The organism is Stieleria mannarensis, from assembly GCF_014154935.1.
Classification (GTDB): Bacteria; Planctomycetota; Planctomycetia; order Pirellulales; family Pirellulaceae; genus Stieleria; species Stieleria mannarensis.
Genome location: NZ_JACEHH010000017.1, coordinates 38,901 through 56,820 on the forward strand (window position 1 = coordinate 38,901; position 17,920 = coordinate 56,820).

The 17,920-nt window shown below is 59.5% G+C and carries 7 protein-coding genes; 4 read left to right on the plus strand and 3 right to left on the minus strand.

Going from position 1 to position 17,920, the window contains the following annotated elements:
• Positions 1–1,596 precede the first annotated feature (1,596 nt).
• From H1B37_RS13340 to H1B37_RS34390, 4 genes are all read left to right on the plus strand, one after another.
• On the plus strand, positions 1,597–2,088 hold the full coding sequence (locus H1B37_RS13340; protein WP_182867162.1) for a hypothetical protein: 492 nt from the start codon (positions 1,597–1,599) through the stop codon (positions 2,086–2,088).
• A 225-nt stretch (positions 2,089–2,313) separates the two neighbouring features.
• Positions 2,314–6,321: a PVC-type heme-binding CxxCH protein gene (locus H1B37_RS13345; protein WP_182867163.1), complete on the plus strand. Its 4,008-nt coding sequence runs from the start codon at positions 2,314–2,316 to the stop codon at positions 6,319–6,321.
• Positions 6,322–6,546: 225 nt separating this feature from the next.
• Complete coding sequence (locus H1B37_RS13350) at positions 6,547–8,163, plus strand: arylsulfatase (RefSeq protein WP_182867164.1); 1,617 nt, start codon at positions 6,547–6,549, stop codon at positions 8,161–8,163.
• 25 nt (positions 8,164–8,188) lie between these two features.
• Positions 8,189–11,686, plus strand: coding sequence for a sulfatase-like hydrolase/transferase (locus tag H1B37_RS34390; RefSeq protein WP_353620832.1), 3,498 nt, complete (start codon positions 8,189–8,191; stop codon positions 11,684–11,686).
• Positions 11,687–11,781: 95 nt separating this feature from the next.
• Here the strand turns inward: H1B37_RS34390 and H1B37_RS13360 are convergent, their stop codons facing one another.
• The 3 genes from H1B37_RS13360 to H1B37_RS13370 form a co-directional block, all read right to left on the minus strand.
• On the minus strand, positions 11,782–13,233 hold the full coding sequence (locus H1B37_RS13360; protein WP_182867165.1) for a DUF1501 domain-containing protein: 1,452 nt from the start codon (positions 13,231–13,233) through the stop codon (positions 11,782–11,784).
• A gap of 141 nt (positions 13,234–13,374) precedes the next feature.
• Positions 13,375–16,371, minus strand: coding sequence for a DUF1549 domain-containing protein (locus H1B37_RS13365; protein WP_182867166.1), 2,997 nt, complete (start codon positions 16,369–16,371; stop codon positions 13,375–13,377).
• Positions 16,372–16,776: 405 nt separating this feature from the next.
• Entirely contained in the window at positions 16,777–17,886 is a 1,110-nt protein-coding gene (locus tag H1B37_RS13370) for an NAD(P)-binding domain-containing protein (protein ID WP_182867167.1), read from the minus strand.
• Positions 17,887–17,920: the final 34 nt, after the last annotated feature.

Below are 17,920 nucleotides of genomic sequence, written 5' to 3' on the forward strand. Positions count from 1 at the left end.
TCAAGCGGAGTGACATTGGGCAGCTATCTTATTGGCTTGTGGTGGCTGACTTCTCGGATGGTCAAGGTGACATTGGAACATCGCTTGGCTGTCGAAAATTCTGGGGGTTTGAAATTCAGTTCCCTCGACTCAACAGCTTGCACCGTTGTCCATATGGTGATCGGAATTTGCGTCGTAGTTCTATTGCTGCGAATTGAGGTTTGGCTTCATCAGCGATACTTCACCCCCAACCATTTTGATAAGCACGTCAGTTTCATCATCGGCTATTCTTTCGCTGTCATGCTTCTATCCTCAATTGCGTTGTATCTACTTGGCGGTTCCGAGATTTTTGCGCCGTAAATGCCGGTGGCTCGTGCCGGGGTCAGGCTTTGTTTTCGGTTTTCGACAGAAAACGAAAGGCGGCGGACGATTGATGTGATCACAGGACCGTGTCGACTTCCGCCGCAATGGATGGCTCAATGCTTCACTGCCAATGGCGGTCACGACGACCGCCGATGTCTTCGGCACGATGCCAAACCGCGTACCTTCCCGCGTAAAGAAAGCCGTAGGCACGACGGGTAGGATGCCCGTCGATTGAAACCCGTCGGGGACAGGATGTCCGTCGGAGAACGATGGCAGGAAGCGGGGAGAAAGAGGTGGAGTTGGGAGTAGAGGAGATGGGGAGAACGAGAGTGATGATGGTGATGGAGTGAAGGAGCGGGCCATCGTTCGACGACCGGAGTGAGGGAGGGATCGACCGAGCGGAGCCGACGGTTGACGGAGCGCGAGCCAGCGACCGAAGGATGAGGGAAGCGCTGAGCGAAAGCGAACACCGCGACGCCGAGGGCGGAGCCCGATAAGGACAGACGAGGCAGGATGCCGAGTTCGTTATCTAGAAGGGCGCAAGTGACCGCGCGGGAGCCTCAGGCGACCAAGCTGGGAACGGGACACTCCACCCCACTCGAACCGACAGCTTGTCTGTTCGGCCAAAGCCCTTTGCAAATCACCGACAGGCTCTCGGGCCGCTCGATGGTCTCTTCGCACCGCCAAACCCCGTCAACACACGAAGCGACTCTTCCCCCACGTTTGTTGCCTTTCGCCGAGCCGGACTGACGCCGTCACCGGTACCCCGCGGCGTGAGTCCGAGAGAAGGTGAGAGGCGAAAAACGCGCTCGTGCGATCGTTAACACCAAGTGCGTTGACTTTACCGACTGATCCCGAAGCGGTTTTCGGGCTTCCGTAGCGGTTGACCGACTACCTCGTTGACAAGCAGGTGAATCTGTCGCGTCATCAGAGCAGAGCACCACGGCGGGCCTTTCCAACTCGTCGCTCGCCGCTCGCGACTCGCCACTTTCTCTCACGCCAACCCTGAGACACGCAAGGTCAACCTTCGGGCTTCACGCGATGATTCAGTTTCACGCGTGTCCGGGGTGTTACGCTTCGCTTTCAGGGGAGAACAGCTGAGGACAGCGGTTCTACACTTTCCCGAATCAACCCCCGTCCCCTTTGGCGACCACTGTCTGTGATAATGCACGGAATTCGGCTAAGAAATCGCTCGCCGCTGAGTCATCTTTGTTGAAACACCTCCCGTCTGGAACCGTCAACCGGAAAACCGAAATGCGTTTTGTTTGTCGACTGATGACATTGTTGCTGATTTTGTCGTGTGGTTCCGCCGTCTCACCAGTCGCGGCCGCTGAAGATCCCGTCACCTTGATCGGCACGATCGTCAAATGGCGTTATCCGGACGCGGAGATCGGAAAATCGCAGATGTCGGATGCCGCCACCATCGCCGCCGATGGAAACCGCACGGTCCCGTCTTCGGTGCTGAAGACGACCATGACGACGCCGGACTCGGTCGAGAAAGTTCTGGCGTTCTATCACGATCTGCTCACACGCAGTGCGAGCCATGATCAAACGCTCGGCATCGAACCCGACGTCGGCCGGTCGGTCGTTTTTAGCGACGAATCCGACGGACGCCCCTTTGCGCTTCATATCATTCTGGTCAACTCCGAGGCCTGCTCGACAACCTTGATCGTCACGCGTGGAGAGTCGGAGAAACTGACCTCGATCACGTGGAAACAGTACTTGAGGCACGACGTCGGCAAATGACGTCGGCGTCAAAGAAGATTTACCCCACGGATGGCAAAGCGTCCCCACGGATTCCAGGCTGCCTGACATCCGTGGGGACGCGCTGCCATCCGTGGGTTTTCTTGGCGGACGTCTCTATCGTGGCGGTTTGCCGGCGAAACGAAACTCTTGGCGAGTTCCGCTACTCCAGAATCAAGTGTTTATGATGGGGGACCCATTTTGTCCCTCCACAAACGCTCTGTCGTGATGAATCGATTTGCCATTTGCCACCTCGCCGCATCCTTACTTCAGTTCACGTTTCGGTTGCAGCCGACGCGTCTGGTTCGGTATTTGACGCTTTGGGGGTTCGCCCTGACCGCGATCAGCGGTTCCTTCGCGGACGAGCGGTCGTCGAACCGAGCGAAAAAACGAAACGTCAAACCGGGCGCCGCCGCGGTGAAGGATGCCAAAAACACCACCACCGGCCGACCGGATCCGCCGGAGGATCCGGAGCTGGCCCGCTTCGGCATCTACGAAAAGACCGCACCGCGCGCCGAGTCGGCTGATCCGATCGTCACCACATTGCCACTGACGCTCCAGCCCGGCGATCGGATCGCGTTGATCGGCAATGCCCTGCTGGAACGGTCGGGCCAATTCGGTCATCTGGAAGCGATGATCCAACAAGCGTTTCCCGATCACAAGCTGACGGTGCGTCATCTGGCCTGGTCGGCCGACGAGATCGACGTTCAACCGCGTCCCGACAATTTTGCCGACACGCTCCAGCACCTGAACCACGAAAACGCCGACGTCATCTTCGCCGCCTACGGATTCAACGAATCCTTTGCCGGCCCTGCCGGACTGCAGCGGTTCCGCGAGGCGCTTGTTGATCACCTCACGGAATTGAAAACGAAAGCCTTCAACGGCCACTCCGCGCCGCGTCTGGTCCTGGTCTCGCCGATCGCCAACGAAAACCTGCCCAATGTCCCGGCCGCGGATTTGAACAACGACAACATCCGCCGGTACGTCGACGTGATGCGAGACGTCGCGGCCGACCAGGGCGTGGGCTTTGCCGACGTGTTCGACGAGACTCGCTCGCAATTCCAAAGCCTGGGGTCGGATCACACCATCAACGGCATTCATCTAAATGAAGACGGCGATCAATTCTTTTCCAAGACGTTGTTCGAGAAAACATTCCACCGCGACGCCCCCGAGGTCAAACCCGAACTAGCCACTGTCATCGCTGACAAGAACCGGCAATTCTTTCGGCGGTTTCGTCCCTTGAACACGTTCTACTACACCGGTGGCCGAAGCAAGGCCTACGGCTACCTGGACTTTCTGCCGGCGATGCGAAACTTTGACCTGATGACCGCCAACCGCGACGCGAAAATCTGGGAACTCGCCGCCGGAAGGACGTCGTCCACTGAGGTTGACGACAGCAATCTGCCCGCAATGCCGGCGACGAAACAGAGCCGCGGGGCAAATGTCTGGATGACCGCCGCCGACGAGCAAAATGCGTTTCAGGTCGATCCTCGATTCGAAGTCAACTTGTTCGCCGGTGAAGAACAGTTTCCCGAGATCGCCAACCCGATCCAGATGCGATGGGACTCGCGCGGACGCCTGTGGGTCAGTTGCTCGACCACGTACCCACACGTGTATCCCGGTAAAGAACCAAACGACAAGCTGGTCATTTTAGAAGACAGCGACGGGGACGGCCGGGCCGACAAATCCACCGTGTTTGCTGACGACCTGCACGTGCCTTTGTCGTTCGAGTTCGGGGATGGCGGTGTGTATGTGTCCGAACAACCCAGTCTGAGCTTTCTGAAGGACACCGATGGCGACGACAAAGCCGACGTGCACGAAGTCGTGTTGACGGGATTCGGAACCGAGGACTCGCACCATTCGCTGCACGATTTTACCTGGACACCCGACGGAGACCTGATCTTTCGCGAATCGATTTTCCATCATTCCCAAGTCGAAACGCCCTACGGACCGGTGCGTCAACAGAACAGCGGTTGGTTTCGATTTCAACCGCGAACGCAGCGATTGGTCGGGTTCGGCAGCTACCACAGCACCAACCCCTGGGGCGTGACGTTTGACGACTGGGGACAGCACATGGCCAGTCATCCCGTCTATGCGGAAGCCTTTCATTCACTCGACCCGCCCTATCCCGCACAGCACCCCAAGCCGACGGGCTTGCAAGCCTATTCCGGTGTCTGCGGTCACCACCTGGTGGACTTTCCGACCTTCCCCGATGAACTGCAGGGCGGGTTTATCAAGGTCCGCTACAAACCGACCAACCGTGTCGAAATCCACAAGTGGGTCGAAGGTGAATTCGGGTACAACGAGGAATACGTCGGCGATCTGCTGTTCAGTAAAAACTTGAGCTTCATCCCGGTCGATTTGCAATGGGGACCGCGCGGCGCGCTGTATGTCTGTGATTGGTACAACCCCATCAAAGGCCACGCGCAGTATTCGCTGCGTGATCCGCGACGCGACCGAGACTCCGGGCGGATCTGGAGAATCACTGCCAAGGGAATTCCGCTGCTGGATCCGCCAAAAATCGCAGACGCCTCCATCGGCGAGTTACTGGAATTGCTGAAACGTCCCGAGTACCGTATCCGTGATTGGGCCAGGCGAGAACTGCGCGAGCGTGACCGGGATACCGTGCTGCGTGAACTGGACGACTTCCTGAAAAACCTCGACGCATCGGATTCACGTTACCGGCACCACCAGATGGAGGCGATCTGGACGTATCGAACGGTCGGACTGGTGGACATACCCGACAGTATCAACCCGCCGATCGGAAACACTGAAAATCAAGTTTCCTCAGCAGACCGTCCAAGTTCGAGTGACGCCACGAGCAACCCGTCCAGCCTGGCCCTGGCGACGGCCACGCTGCGTCAATTGTTGTCCTGTGATGATTCACACGCCCGTGCGGCCGCGACGAAACAACTGCGGTATTGGCATCCCCATTTCGATGACGCGATTGAATTGCTGAACCGACGCGTCAACGATCCCAACGGTATTGTCCGCATGCAAGCGGTGATCGCGGCAACCTACATCGGCACCGAAGACGCTTTGGAAGCGGTTCTGGATGTGTTCAATCATCCCCGTGATGGGCACCTTCAATACGCGATCACCTGTGCCCTGGGTTCCAGAACACTGCGCCGGCACTGGGAAAACAACGATCGCTGGGGGATCGCGACTCGTCTCCGGCAAGCCGCCAAGGACAGCACGATCAAGGAACCCACACCGGGCGCCGGCGAGGCGCAGTTTGATTCCCAGCAGAACGTCAATGTCGTCCGCATCTCCGCGATCCCCGAAAAGATGTTGTTCTCGGTGACCAGCATTACGGCCACGCCGGGCCAGCCGGTCAAAATTGTGTTCACCAACCCGGACGCCACCGACCACAACTTGGTGATCGTCAAACCGGGCGCTCTGGCCGAGGTCGGCATGGCGGCCAATGAGATGGCAAAGGACCCGCGCAACGCCAAATCGGATTTTATCCCGCGCGAAAAGAGTGACTTGATTTTGCACGCGACGCCGATGATCGGTCCGACGCGATCTTCGCTGGTTCACGTGCTGCGGTTCAACGCGCCGACCGAGCCGGGCGTCTACCCCTACGTCTGCACCTTTCCCGGACACTGGGTGGTGATGAACGGCGTGCTGGTGGTCGCCGACGATGCGGCGGGTGCACAGCGATTGTTGGCCGGCAGCAAACCCAAGATCATTAAAAAATGGACGATGGAGGACTTTGCTGAATTCGACAATTCCGACCGCGTCAATGACCCGCAGTCGCAAACGCGCGGCATGATGGCGTTCGTCAAAGCCAACTGCAATCAATGCCACGTCGTCGCAGGTCACGGCGTCGACCTGGGACCGAAGCTGGAAGAATCGGTCAAGAAGCTCAAGGGCGCCGAATTATTAAAACAAATGATCGAACCCTCGTCGACGATCCACGAGGACTACCAAACGTCGCGGTTCTTGCTCAGCGACGGACGTGTCGTCACCGGCGTGGTCGTCGAAGAAGATCCAAACACGTATCACGTGGCGACGAACCTGCTAACACCCAACTCGTTGACCGAAGTCCGCAAACGCGACGTCGAGATCCGCTCGGCGTCCAAGGTCTCCCCAATGCCGGTCGGCTTGCTGGACGTGTTGACCAAGGACGAGATTCTGGACCTGCACGCCTACGTCCAGTCCGGCGGTTATCAGTTGCCCGATCACATTCGGCACCACCATCATCACGGCGCCGCGGAATCGACCGAGAAGTAAGCGGTGGAAGAGGCGGGAACCCTCTCCCACACGACGACTACGATTCTGCGTCAATCTCTTTCGTGATGTTCTCCAAGCAACGAAATCCCGTCCATTTGGCCGTGGGACTGGTTTAACATGGGTCGGTAACGTTGCAGCGCCACGGATTCCAACGGTCTGGATGACATCCGTGGGGACGCTTTGCCATCCGTGGGTTCAATCCATTCTCTCTTCAAGTTTCCCGCCATGCCTCCAGCGCGTACCTCTCGCCGTCTGAGCCACCTGCTCATTTTGGCCTGCTTGTGCTTCGTTTCGACCGTCCAGGCCGAGCGGCCGAATATCGTCGTCATCATGGTCGACGACATGGGGTTTTCCGATATCGGTCCCTACGGCGGTGAGATTCCGACGCCGCACTTGGACGCTTTGGCGGCCGGTGGAGTTCGATTCTCGCAGTTTTACAACACGGGGCGATGTTGCCCGACGCGGGCGACGCTGTTGACGGGACTGTACGCGCACGAGACCGGTGTCGGCTGGATGACGACGGACCAGGGAACGCCGGGTTATCGAGGCCACTTGAACGATCAGTGCGTCACGATCGCCGAAGTGCTGCGGGACGCCGGTTACTTCACCGCGATGACCGGCAAGTGGCACGTCGGATTCAATCACGGCGTGACGCCTTGGGGACGCGGGTTTGATCGCGGTTTAAATTTGCCCGCCGGCGGATTGCACTTTTCCAACCAAACCGGATCCAAGGGCAAAACGCCGATGTATCTCAATGGGGAACAGATCCCGCGTGATGATCCACAATTCGATCCGCCCTGGTACGGCAGCGACTTGTGGACCGAACAGGGCATCCGGTTCATCGACGAAGCCATCGCTGCGGAGAAACCGTTTTTCTGGTACTTGGCCCACGTCGCGCCGCACTTTCCCTGTATGGCGCCGGAAGAAACGATCGCCAAACATCGGGGCAAGTACATGCAGGGCTGGGATGAGCTCCGCCGGCAACGTTACGCACGCCAGATTGAATCGGGGCTGATCGACGAGCAATGGGAATTGGAATCCCGACCCGAGGAGATCCCGGCCTGGGATTCGCTGACGCAAGCGGAAAAAGTACGCTATGACGACATGATGGCGATCTACGCCGCGATGATCGAAGAAGTCGACAAGAACATCGGCAAACTGGTCGACGCGCTCCGCCAACGATCGCAATTGGACAACACGCTGATCCTGTTTTTATCCGACAACGGTGGTAACGCCGAAGCAGGGATCAACGGAAAATACGCAGGCGATTCTCCAGGTGACCCACACTCCAACGTCTTCATCGGCAAGTGCTGGGCGCATCTGAACAACACCCCGTTCCGCAAGTACAAGCACTACAACCACGAAGGCGGCACGGCGTCACCGTTGATCGCGCACTGGCCTGCACAGATCCGCCCGCGAACCAGTGCGGACGATTGGATCAACACGCCGACGCATCTGATCGACATCATGGCGACTTGCGTGGATCTGGGCGAAGCGACCTACCCGGACGAATTCAACGGACAGACGATCAAACCGATGCGGGGCCAGAGTCTGAGACCCTTGTTGACCGGTGACGGTGCGTTTGCCAAACGAACGCTGTACTGGGAACACGAGGGCAACGCGGCGATTCGTGTCGGTGATCGCAAACTGGTCCGAGCCGGTGTTCGCGGGCCGTGGGAATTGTTTGACATTTCGTCCGACCGCACCGAACAAAACAATTTGGCCGAGAATCGTCCCCGAGAAGTCAACGCCTTGGCCGGCAAGTGGCGATCGTGGGCTCGCGAAGTCGGTGCGATGCCCAAGCCGGGCCCGAAGAAAAAGAAATCCAAAAAGCAGAACTAAAAACTTACCAGTTGGAGAACTCCCCGTGCTCTCTCGTTTGAACTCCGCTCCGGCCGTGCTCCGCGCCGTAGCCTTGGTTTTTATCGCATCCTCGTGCTGGACGAATCTGTCGCCGGCTGCTACGCCCGATTGGTCGCCGGTCAAAGAGGCGATGCTGTCGCGGTGGGCCAAACAAGTCACGCCAGACAAGGTTTGGACCGAGTACCCGCGCCCGCAAATGACGCGTTCCCAGTGGACCAATCTGAACGGTTTGTGGGATTATGCCGTCACGCCAAAGGACGCAGGGAAGCCGAGCGAGTGGGCGGGGAAAATCCTGGTCCCGTTTGCCATCGAATCCCCGCTCTCCGGCGTCGGGCGGCGACTGTCCGCTGACGAAACACTCTGGTACCGGACGACCTTTGATCGAGCCGATGTGTTCACCGGTGAAACGCCGAGCGATACGAACGCGCTGCGGCTTCATTTCGAGGCCGTCGATTACCGCTGTAACGTGTTTCTCAATGGCAAAGCCTTAGGCGAACACGTCGGCGGCAACTTGCCGTTCTCCTTCTTGATCGGTGACGCACTGCGGGAGACGGGAAACGAATTGGTGGTCAAGGTGGTCGACGCGACCGACGGGGAGGGCAAGTACCAGCTTCGGGGCAAGCAAAAAGTCGACAACCGCGGCATTTTCTACACGCCCGTTTCGGGGATCTGGCAAACCGTCTGGATCGAACCGGTCCCAGCGTCCCACATCGTGGACCTGAAAGTCACCGGTGATGCCGACGGGAACGTCGTGGTCACGGCGGACACGGAAGGAACTGCCAATACGCTGCGTGTTGTTGCGAAAGACAAGAACAAACGGGTCGCCCGGGCGCGCAGCGACGACGGCGAAATCCGGCTCACCATCGACGATGCAAAGCTTTGGTCACCAGACTCGCCCACGCTGTACGATCTGAAAATCGATCTGCTCGATGACGCGGATCAAGTGGTCGACTCGGTCGAGTCTTACGTCGGGCTACGAACGGTCGGCAAGCGGCGTGACGCCGAGGGCAACCTGCGTCTGACGCTCAACGGCCAGGAGATCTTTCACTGGGGGCCGCTCGACCAAGGCTGGTGGCCCGGCGGATTGCTGACGCCCCCGTCGGACGACGCGATTCAATTCGAAATCGACTTCTTGCGCCGCGCCGGGTTCAACATGATCCGCAAGCACATCAAGGTCGAACCGCGACGTTACTACTACCACTGTGACCGCGCCGGCATGCTGGTCTGGCAGGATCAAGTCGAAGGCGGAGCGGGATTTGATTCCGGGGAATGGCCCAAGTGGAAACGTTTGGCGAAGGATCATGAAAAGGCCAACACGCCCAAGTCCTGGAAGCCCGGCGATTCGCTCGATGCGACCTGGCCGGATTGGGCGCACGCTCAATACATGGCCGAACTGAAAGGCATGGTCGATCACCTTTACAACCACCCGTCCATCGTGACCTGGGTGCCGTTCAACGAACGTTGGGGCCAGCACCGCACGATGGAAGTCGGCAAATGGATCGTCGACTACGATCCGACGCGACACATCAACATCGCCAGCGGAGGCAACTTCTTTGCCGTCGGTGACATGGCCGATGAGCACGTTTATCCGCACCCGGACTTTCCCGTTGACGACGATCGCTACGACGACTTCGTCAAGATCGTGGGCGAATTCGGCGGTCACGGCTGGCCGGTTGCCGATCACTTGTGGGTCAAAAGCAAACGCAACTGGGGATACGGTGGTCTGCCGAAGACCAAGCAGGAGTACATCGAGCGTTACAAAGAGTCGATCCGGCGATTGGCAGAACTGAAGAAACAAGGCGTCGCCGGTGCCGTCTACACCCAGACCACCGATGTCGAAGGCGAGATCAACGGCTTGATGACCTACGATCGCGACGTCATCAAGATCGCCGCGCCCCACCTGAAACAGATCGCGGTCGACGCGGGACTGGTCGCCGGAGGTAACCGGCTGTCCAAAACGCGGCCCAATATCATCGTTGTCCTGGTCGATGACATGGGGTACTCGGATCTCGGCTGCTACGGCGGTGAAATTGAAACGCCCAACATCGACGCCTTGGCCGCTGCGGGGATGCGATTCACCCAGTTCTACAACCAGGGACGCTGTTGCCCGACGCGGGCCAGTTTGATCACGGGGCTGCAACCACACCAAGTCGGCATCGGTCACATGACCGCGCCGCCCGGACAACCACTCGGGTTTGAAGGCCCCTACCAAGGTTATCTCAATGACAACTGCACGACGCTGGCCGAGGTGTTGAAATCGGCCGGCTACACCACGCTGATGACCGGCAAGTGGCACTTGGGGGCGGATCGAAAGGAATGCTGGCCGCTGGAGCGCGGGTTCGACAAGTACTACGGGTGCATCAGCGGGGCGATCAATTACTTCAAGCCCGGTGGCGATCGTGGATTGACCGAAGGCAATGAAGCAATCGACGTGCCCGAGGGTTTCTACGCCACCGACACCTTCACCGACAAGGCGATCGAGTACATCGACGGAGCGACCGCGTCCGGCGATGACCCGTTCTTTTTGTACTTGGCCTACAACGCGCCGCACTGGCCGCTGAACGCCAAGTGGGAAGATTACCAAAAGTACCGCGGCAAATACAAAGACGGCTGGCGGGCGATGATGAAGGCCCGCAACCAGCGTCAGCGTGAAATGGGGCTGCTGCGCAAAGACACCGTGCCGGCCGAGCATCCGGGGCCGCAGTGGGACAGCTTGAACGAGAAGCAACGCGATCGTCTGGACACCGTCATGGCGGCCTACGCCGGTTGCGTCGATTCGATCGACCAAAACATCGGCAAGCTCGTCGGGCACCTCAAGGCCACCGACCAACTGGACAACACCGTGATCTTCTTCTTAAGCGACAACGGGGCTTGCCAAGAAGGCGGGGATTTTGGAGTCGGTGATGAAGCGATGGTGAAAGATCCGCCGCTGGAAACGACCGCCGGTGTGCGTATCGGATTGCACTGGGCCGGCGCTTGCAACACGCCTTATCGAAAGTACAAGCACTTCGTCCACGAAGGCGGCGCGTGCACGCCGATGATCGCCCACTGGCCGGCGGGAATCCCCGAAAAGGACCGTGGCACGTTGATGCACCGACGCGCCTACTTGCAAGACTTCATGACCACCGTGATCGACCTGGCCGGCGGAAGCTATCCCGGTGGAATCCCGCAGTGCGAGGGCGAATCACTGGCGCCGCTGTTGGCCGGTGTGCGTCAAGACATCCATTTCGACCCGATGTTCTGGGAGCACGAAGGCAACGCGGCGGTCCGCATGGGCAAATGGAAACTCGTCCGCGAGTATGAAAAACCCTGGGAGCTGTATGACTTTTCCAAAGACCGCAACGAGTTAAACAATCTGGCCGAGAAGAAGCCCGTGTTGCGCAAAGAGATGATCGCGATGTGGGAAGCCTGGGCGAAGGAAACCGGCGTCGCGTTCCCCGAGCGGTTTAATATGTACCAGTTTCTGAATCAGAAGAAGAAGCAAGCGAAAGCCGCGAAGTAGCGAAGGTTGATGAAGTGCTCCCCGACACCACTCCGACGTGGCTACGCTCGCCAGAGCGTGGAAGATGTCGGGGATCCACCTTCTGGCGAAGGTAGCTACGTCTGCACCAGATCGCGCAACACGTGGCCGTGGACGTCGGTCAGTCGGCGATCGATTCCGTTGTGGCGGACGGTCAGCTTGGTGTGATCGATGCCCAATAAATGCAACATCGTGGCGTTGATGTCGTACACCGTCGTTGCGTGATCGGGGCTTTCCGGACGGAACCCCCACTCGTCACTGTGGCCAAAGGTCCCCGGACGGACTCCGCCGCCACACATCCAATTGGTAAACACGAACGGGTTGTGGTCACGGCCTTCGGTCCCTTGGGAACACGGCATCCGGCCGAACTCGGTCGTCCACAGGATCAACGTGTCCTCCAGCATGCCACGCTGCGCGAGGTCTTTGATCAGCGCGGTTGCTCCACGGGACATGCCCAACGCGAGCGGTCCATGGTCGCGGGCGACGTTTTCGTGACTGTCCCAGTTTCGACGTGGGAATCCGTTGTCGTTGCCGCTCCATATTTGGATGAAACGGACGCCGCGTTCGAGCAGTCGGCGAGCGACCAGGCATTTGCGCCCGAAGAATTCCGCTTCGGCCTTGGCGTTGATTTCCGAATCATCGACGTGTGATCCTTCGTCGACCAATCCGTACAGATCGCGGATGTGTTGCGGTTCGGAGGCCAGGTCGAGGGCGTCGGTGGCCGAGAGCTGCATCGCGGCGGCCAATTCGTAGGAGCGAACGCGGGCGTCCAGTCGATCATCGCTCGGCCGCTGACGGGCGTAGGCCTGATTGATTTGTTTCAAGGCATCCAATCCGGCGCGATCGCTGCCCGCGGTAATGAAATCGCTTTGCGGTGGAAACAGATCGGTGATGGGGGCCGCGCCGCTGGGCCGAATCACCGTGCCTTGATGACTTGCCGACAGGAACGCGTTGCCCCAATTCTTGGCACCGTTGGAAGCGAACCCGCGATGATCGGGCAGCACGACGAAGGTCGGCAGGTTTTCGTTTTCGCTGCCCAGTCCGTACGAAACCCACGACCCTGCGCTGGGGAATCCGGGCAGGTTGAATCCCGTCGTTTGCAGCAGCGTACCCTGGCTGTGGACGCCGGTTTTTCCCACCAGATTGTGGATGAACGCGATCTCGTCGACGACATCTCCCAGCGGGGCGACGATCTCACTGAGCTGCTTGCCGCTCTGACCGTGCGGATTGAATTTCCAGGGACTGGCAAAGCAATCGCCGGGCTGGCTTTGAAACAGTTCCACCTTTTCGCCTGGATCCCAGGGCTGGCCGTCGCGTTTTTCCAGAAGCGGTTTGTAATCAAACGTGTCGACATGGCTGGCCGCCCCGGCCATGAATAGCTGCACGACACGCTTCGCCTTTGGACGATGGTGCAGCACGGCGTCGGCCGCCGCACCCTCGCGATGCATCAGGTCGGCCAGTGCGATTCCGGCGAATCCCCCCAGTCCCTGACGGAGGAGGGAGCGTCGATTGATGGCCGTCGCGTTCATGGTGGTTTCGTTTTGGGATTGGATCGGAGGCGGCACTGAAGAAAATGACCACGGATGGCGAAGCGTACCCACGGATGATAACCAAGTCCTCTCTAATACACTGACATCCGTGGGTACGCTTTGCCATCCGTGGGGTACAATTCAATCCAGGTACATCATCGCGCTCGCGTTAAACACGACTCGGCACAGTGTTTCTCGCCCGTGTTCGGCGAGCAATTGGGTTAGCGGTTCGCGTTCGGCTTCATTCGCGTCCCGGCCCCAGGCCAACCGACACGCCAACCGGATCGCTTGGTCATCGGTCGTCGTTTCCTGGGAGACTCGATCGGCAAACCGCTGCGACATGGCTTCGACCAGTCGGTTGTTCCATTGGGCGAGTGCCTGGAGTGCGGTCGTCGATTCATCGCGACGCGCGGTGCTGATCGACGGGTCCGCACAATCGAGGGTTGTCAACATCGGCTGGGGTTGTGATCGCACGACAAATCGATAAATCGTTCGGCGGTGCGATGCCGGATCGTTGGGGTCGTGAAGTTCGTATTCATAGTGCGGCGAATGTTGCGGGCGCTCGATCACAAAATCTTTGAAACTCGGTCCGCCGCGAAGGTCCGTCCGGAGCACGCCGCTGACCGCAAGCACCGTGTCACGGAACTCTTCGGCCGTCAGACGCCGGCGATTGAAACGCCACAGCCAGTCGTTGCTCGCATCGATCGCCAGATTTTGCTGGGTGACGTCGCTCCGATCGGTCGCAAATGAGGCGCGACGATAGGCATCGGTGAGGACCAGTTCGCGCACGATCGACTTGATCGACTGGTCGGGATCGTCACGCAGACGCGCCGCCAGCAGATCCAACAACTCGGGATGCGTGGGTCGCATTCCCATTCGCCCAAAGTCATTCGGGGTGCCGACCAACGGTTTTCCGAATGTCCATTGCCAGATCCGATTGGCGATCGAACGCCAGATCAACGGGTTGTCTTGCCCGGTGACATAGCGTGCCAAGGCGGCCCGTGCTTCCGCTTCGTCATAGCCCTGCTGTGAAGCAAATTGTGAAGGCGCGCCGGGCCATAGCTCTGGAGCCCCCGGCAGCACCCTCTCGCCCGGTGCTCTCAAATCGCCGCGATTCAAAAAGTGGATCGGGCGGGCCACGCCGCCTGTCGGCAGGAACTTTCCCCGCTTGGGAAAGTCCATCGCGGCAGCGTAAACCCGTTGCCCGGCGGGGATTTCTTTGAGCTGCTGATCAATGTCAGCCAAGCGTTCAGCCCACTGCTTCATCTGCCGCTCGTGTTCCGGCGTGGATGTCGCCACGACGATCTCGTCGCGTCGCTCACGCAGTTCCTTCCACCGCTTCGTTTCCGATTCGTCGAGCCCACTGCGATAATACGTGCCATCGACCAAAAACCGGGGCGACCAGCGGGCGTTGGGAGGGATATGGTCCGAAGCGTTGACGTCGCTGCCGATGGCAACATTGACTTCATCGTCCGCATGGATCGCACGCATTTCACCGACGGCCAAGATAAAATCATTGCGACGCTCGGCGAGTTTGGTTGCGGTGACGCGGATGATTCGGATGGGCTGCCGGTCGAACTCAATTTCCAGCGGCGATGATGCGGGATTGGCGAAGTCGTCGGCCGTGGCGTCGAAGACCGTGGTGGCGTTCTGGTCAGTCAGTTCCGCTTCGGTAGTCACGTCGACTTTGAAACGGACGGGAAAACCGAAGCCGGCGCCGATGTGGTTGTAGTCGTCGTAACAGGCGATCAATTCGATCTGGTCGATTTGCTGGGGCGTTCCCAGATCAACTTCGACCCATTTGAGTTCGTCGGAGCGCGAGGCGATTTGGCTGTGGAAGCCGTGCTGCGGTGGCGGCGGAAATCGGTTGGCTTTTTCATCGAGTGCCTTCAGCTCCGGATCGATCGCGGCGGCCCGTTGGGCGATGGTCTGCTCGAAAGCCTGTTTGGCTTGATCGCGTCGGCGAGTGATCGTGTCGCGTTCTTGTTGCAGGCCCTGCTTTTGACGCTGTTGATCGGCGGACAGTCCGGCATAGACCCGGTCGGCGCGATCGATCCCGGCAAACACTGCGTGGACGCGGTAGTAGTCGGTGCTTTCGATCGGATCGAATTTGTGGTTGTGGCATTGGGCGCACTGGATCGTCGTGCTTTGGAACACGTTGAACACGGCCGTCGCCATTTCGTCCCGATCGAGGTGCTTGGCGATTCGCCCATCCAGCTTTTCCTCGCCGACTTCGACATGGGCGATCAAGTCCCAAGGCCCTGCCGCTAGGAAACCGGTGGCCACGATCCCTTCGGATTTGTCGTCGGCCAGGACGTCCCCGGCAATCTGCTCGCGGGCGAATTGCCCGAACGGTTTGTCGGCGTTCAGGCTTTGAATGACATAGTCGCGATAGGGCCAAGCGTTGTTTCGCGGTTGGTCTTTGTCGTAGCCGTGGGTCTCGGCGTACCGTGCGATGTCCAACCAGTGTTGTCCCCATTTTTCGCCGAACTCGGGGGCGGCCAGCAAGCGATCGACGAGTTCCCGCCAGGCGTTTTCGGGATCGATTTGGTGCTGTCGGACGAACGCATCGATCTGCTGGGGTGTCGGCGGCAGACCGTTCAGGTCATAGCTGATGCGACGGATCAGGGTGAGCGGATCAGCCGTCGGCAGCGGATTCAGCGAGTAATCGGCCAGCTTCGCGTCGATCATCGAATCGACGATGGAGTGAAGCTCGCCTTGGGGAGCCGGCTTGATCGGACGCAGTGACCACCAATCGCGATCGGCAACCGTCGCGGGCTCGATGCGGAAGCCCGCCGGGATATTGGCTCCGGAATCAATCCACGCGACAATCGCGGCGATCTGATCGGGGCGGAGCGGATCGGAGTCCTTGGGCATTTCCGCGCGGCCGTCGTGTGGCGAAATTAATTCAACCAGATGGCTGGATGGTGCATCCGAGACCTCGACGTACCCCAGTTCGATCAACCGCCGCGGATCGACCAACGACAACCCGCCGCCGGATTTCTGGTCGTTGTGGCAACTGAGACAGCGGCGAGCCAAGACGGGAGCGACCGAATCGGTGAAGGGATCGTCGGCGCGAGAAACCAGACCCGTCACGAGTGCGTACAGGCAGGTCAAGAGAATCAGATTCGGGCGCATGGCAGGGATCAACGGCGGGCGGCGGGGCCGACGCGCGAGGCATCCGCACGCGCCGGGCCCCTTCAGTATACCCAGGCCAGCGGGACGCGTGAGCGAGCGGACCGTGCCCTCGATCCAAGGCTCCGCCTTGGAACGCAGTGTCGGTGTGGCTCCGCCACACGTCGACTGCCATCGCGAGGGTCGGAGCCTCCAAATCATCGTGTCCCCAGGCGGAACTTGGGAGCAAGCGGGCGCGCAGAGAACAGGCGGGAAGCCTCTCTGGACTGCGCCACTTTGGCGTAGCTACGCTCGCCAGAGCGTGGAAACCCCCGGGGATCCACCTTCTGGCGAAGGTAGCTACGTTCGACCCGCGATTCACGGTGTTTCTTGAGCAAAGTGGCGCTGTCCAGCTATCCCACTGTTGCCCTAACTCTCCGGTTGCGAGAGAATCTGTTGCCGGTACTGTTGCGGTGCCGAATCGACCTGCTGGCCGGACAGGTGGGCAACGATCTTGTCGACGTGATCGTGGCAGTTTTCCAGGAACGTCTTGTACTTGCTGCTTTGCGTCCCCGCCGTTGCGGTCCCGGCGATGTAGATGCCGGGGACGTTGGTTTCCATCGTGGTTTCGTCGTAGCTCGGTCGCTGCATCGATTCGGTCAATTCGACGCCGGCCATTCGCATCAAGGTCTTGTCCTGTTCGTACCCGATCAAGCTGAGCACGTCGTCTGCTTTGACCTCCACCTGGGTTCCGTCCTGGATCGATTCCAGTTGTACGCTCTCGGATAAGATCTGGACCGGAGTGGTGCCGACAAAATCACCGATCCGGCCGGCCGCCAACAGTCCCTTGATCTCGGGCAGCAACCAATACTTGATGTGATCTTCGGGGAGTTGAGCGCCGCGATAGCTGAGAGAAACGTTGGCACCGGCGTGGTGCAGCCGCAGCGCCGCTTCGATCGCACTGTTGCGTCCGCCAACGATCAGCACGTTGCGACCGAAGTAGCGATGCGTCTCGCGCAGGTAGCCATCGACGTGGGGCAAGTCTTCGCCCGGGATGCCGAGCTTTTTTGGGAAGTCGGTTCCGCCGATGGCCAGGACCACCGCATCGGCCGACCAGACACTGGGGCGAGCGCCCGGTTTGGTTGTGACGGCAAAGCGACCACCGCCCTGTGTGCCAATTTCCTCATCGTCGGCGCGTGCGATGTTCACGACCGGGCAGTGGGTGTGGACGTGAATTTCAAACTGGGTTGCGACGCTGCGGAGGTAGGTGAGGTAGTGCTCCCGGGTCGCTTTGGACTGGTCGGCCGTCAGCAGCGGCACTCCGGCGATCGCGATCCGTTCATTGCTGCTGAACCAACGTGTTTGCGGCGCCCACCAGGAGATGGTGTTCCCGACCGAACCGGCATCAAAGACTTCGAAATCGATGCCCTGCCGGCGTAGCGCGACGGCGAGCTCCAATCCGATCGGTCCGGCACCGACGATCGCCACACGGGTCGAGCGGGGAGGGTGTTGCGATTCGGTTGGTTGCGAGTGCGACATGTTCAAGATCCGGTCGGTGGCGGTGGGAACCGCC

Coding starts and splice junctions, on each gene's coding strand:
- H1B37_RS13340 (WP_182867162.1), top strand. CDS start 1,597: ATGCGTTTTGTTTGTCGACTGATGACATTGTTGCTGATTTTGTCGTGT.
- H1B37_RS13345 (WP_182867163.1), top strand. CDS start 2,314: ATGAATCGATTTGCCATTTGCCACCTCGCCGCATCCTTACTTCAGTTC.
- H1B37_RS13350 (WP_182867164.1), top strand. CDS start 6,547: ATGCCTCCAGCGCGTACCTCTCGCCGTCTGAGCCACCTGCTCATTTTG.
- H1B37_RS13360 (WP_182867165.1), bottom strand. CDS start 13,233: ATGAACGCGACGGCCATCAATCGACGCTCCCTCCTCCGTCAGGGACTG.
- H1B37_RS13365 (WP_182867166.1), bottom strand. CDS start 16,371: ATGCGCCCGAATCTGATTCTCTTGACCTGCCTGTACGCACTCGTGACG.
- H1B37_RS13370 (WP_182867167.1), bottom strand. CDS start 17,886: ATGTCGCACTCGCAACCAACCGAATCGCAACACCCTCCCCGCTCGACC.